We start from the raw sequence: 3,235 nt of genomic DNA, 5'->3' as shown, positions 1-3,235 counted from the left end.
ACGTCATCAAAGTTATAGGGTCAAGCCTCACGAGCAATTAGTATCAGTTAGCTTAACGCATTACTGCGCTTCCACACCTGACCTATCAACGTCCTGGTCTTGAACGACTCTTCAGGGGGCTCAAGGCCCCGGCAGATCTCATCTTGAAACGAGTTTCCCGCTTAGATGCTTTCAGCGGTTATCTCTTCCACACTTAGCTACTCGGCAATGCCACTGGCGTGACAACCGATACACCAGAGGTGTGTCCACTCCGGTCCTCTCGTACTAGGAGCAGGCTTCCTCAAATCTGCAGCGCCCACGGAAGATAGGGACCAAACTGTCTCACGACGTTTTAAACCCAGCTCACGTACCTCTTTAAATGGCGAACAGCCATACCCTTGGGACCGACTACAGCCCCAGGATGAGATGAGCCGACATCGAGGTGCCAAACACCGCCGTCGATATGAACTCTTGGGCGGTATCAGCCTGTTATCCCCAGAGTACCTTTTATCCGTTGAGCGATGGCCCTTCCATACAGAACCACCGGATCACTATGTCCTGCTTTCGCATCTGCTCGACTTGTCAGTCTCGCAGTTAAGCACGCTTATGCCATTGCACTATCGTCACGATGTCCGACCGTAACTAGCGTACCTTCGAACTCCTCCGTTACGCTTTGGGAGGAGACCGCCCCAGTCAAACTGCCTACCATGCACTGTCCCCGATCCCGATAAGGGACCTGGGTTAGAACCTCAAACGCACCAGGGTGGTATTTCAACGTCGGCTCCATGAGAACTAGCGTCCTCACTTCAAAGCCTCCCACCTATCCTACACAGATCCGTTCAAAATCCAATACAAAGCTACAGTAAAGGTTCATGGGGTCTTTCCGTCTTTCCGCGGGGAGATTGCATCATCACAAACATTTCAACTTCGCTGAGTCTCTGGAGGAGACAGTGTGGCCATCGTTACGCCATTCGTGCAGGTCGGAACTTACCCGACAAGGAATTTCGCTACCTTAGGACCGTTATAGTTACGGCCGCCGTTTACTGGGACTTCAATCAAGAGCTTGCACCCCATCATTTAATCTTCCAGCACCGGGCAGGCGTCACACCCTATACGTCCACTTTCGTGTTTGCAGAGTGCTGTGTTTTTATTAAACAGTCGCAGCCACCGATTTTTTGCAACCGCTTTGGGCTCCCTTTGTTCAAGTTCACCTACTTGCGGCATACCTTCTCCCGAAGTTACGGTATCAATTTGCCGAGTTCCTTCTCCAGAGTTCTCTCAAGCGCCTTAGAATACTCATCTCGCGCACCAGTGTCGGTTTGCGGTACGGTCGTGTGTAGCTGAAGCTTAGTGGCTTTTCCTGGAAGCAGGGTATCACTCACTTCGTCTGCAAGCAGACTCGTTATCACCCCTCATCTAAGCCCGGCGGATTTGCCTACCAGGCACGACTACAGGCTTGAACCAACATATCCAACAGTTGGCTGAGCTAACCTTCTCCGTCCCCACATCGCACTACACATCGGTACAGGAATATTGACCTGTTTCCCATCAGCTACGCATCTCTGCCTCGCCTTAGGGGCCGACTCACCCTACGCCGATGAACGTTGCGTAGGAAACCTTGCGCTTACGGCGAGGGGGCTTTTCACCCCCTTTAACGCTACTCATGTCAGCATTCGCACTTCTGATACCTCCAGCACCCGTTACCAGGCACCTTCACAGGCTTACAGAACGCTCTCCTACCACTTGCAATAAATTGCAAATCCGCAGCTTCGGTAACTGGCTTAGCCCCGTTACATCTTCCGCGCAGGACGACTCGATCAGTGAGCTATTACGCTTTCTTTAAATGATGGCTGCTTCTAAGCCAACATCCTGACTGTTTTAGCCTTCCCACTTCGTTTCCCACTTAGCCAATTTTAGGGACCTTAGCTGGCGGTCTGGGTTGTTTCCCTCTTGAGTCCGGACGTTAGCACCCGGTGCTCTGTCTCCCAAGCTGTACTCTGCGGTATTCGGAGTTTGCATAGGTTTGGTAAGTCGCCATGACCCCCTAGCCTAAACAGTGCTCTACCCCCGCAGGTAATACTTGAGGCACTACCTAAATAGTTTTCGGAGAGAACCAGCTATTTCCAAGTTTGTTTAGCCTTTCACCCCTATCCACAGCTCATCCGCTAGTTTTGCAACACTAGTCGGTTCGGACCTCCAGTACCTGTTACGGCACCTTCATCCTGGCCATGGATAGATCACTTGGTTTCGGGTCTACACCCAGCGACTGGACGCCCTATTCGGACTCGATTTCTCTACGGCTCCCCTATTCGGTTAACCTTGCCACTGAATGTAAGTCGCTGACCCATTATACAAAAGGTACGCAGTCACCCTTGCGGGCTCCTACTTTTTGTAAGCATGCGGTTTCAGGATCTATTTCACTCCCCTCCCGGGGTTCTTTTCGCCTTTCCCTCACGGTACTGGTTCACTATCGGTCGATGATGAGTATTTAGCCTTGGAGGATGGTCCCCCCATATTCAGACAGGGTTTCTCGTGCCCCGCCCTACTTTTCTCTAGCTCAGTACCACCAGTCGGTTTTCACATACAGGGCTATCACCTACTATGGCCGGACTTTCCATTCCGTTTTGTTAACCGTCTGACTATCACTAGAAGGCTCTTCCGATTTCGCTCGCCACTACTTTCGGAATCTCGGTTGATGTCTTTTCCTCTGGGTACTTAGATGTTTCAGTTCTCCAGGTTCGCCTCGCATACCTATGTATTCAGTATGCGATACCCTTGCGGGTGGGTTTCCCCATTCAGAAATCTCCGGATCAAAGCTAATTTGCCAGCTCCCCGAAGCTTATCGCAGGCTATCACGTCTTTCGTCGCCTATCATCGCCAAGGCATCCACCACATGCTCTTAGTCACTTGACCCTATAACTTTGATCTCTCTTGCGAGATTTCGCCGTTTTCTTTCAAGGACTTGCGAGGTCTCTCACCTCGCGCGTTATGCCGTAATGTGAATGAATTCTTTGACATTTCTGTCAAGAGAACAATTCGTCATTACTTGAATAAAACAAAGTTTCATTCGTTTTGACGCAATCAAAATGTTGCTGACGGCACGGTGAGATTGAAATCTCTTTCCGTCAGCAACGCTGATTTCGACTCTATGAATTTTTAAAGAACAGCCGATTGATAGTTAGATAACTATCAACACTAAAGCAGTCTCACACGAGACTGCTTTAGTGTTGAGTCAAATATTATAGCACGCTTTTTT

General features: G+C 50.0%; 1 rRNA gene. It reads right to left on the bottom strand.

Annotation, left to right across the window (positions count from 1 at the left end):
• Window positions 1-16 precede the first annotated feature (16 nt).
• Window positions 17-2,892: ribosomal RNA gene (locus IAE24_RS29880) — 23S ribosomal RNA — on the bottom strand.
• Between the last annotated feature and the right edge of the window lie 343 nt (window positions 2,893-3,235).

It is taken from the genome of Delftia sp. S65, from assembly GCF_016516495.1.
GTDB lineage: Bacteria > Pseudomonadota > Gammaproteobacteria > Burkholderiales > Burkholderiaceae_C > Comamonas > Comamonas acidovorans.
Note: the sequence above shows the minus strand (reverse complement) of the source record. Positions and strands in the feature narration are given on the sequence as shown.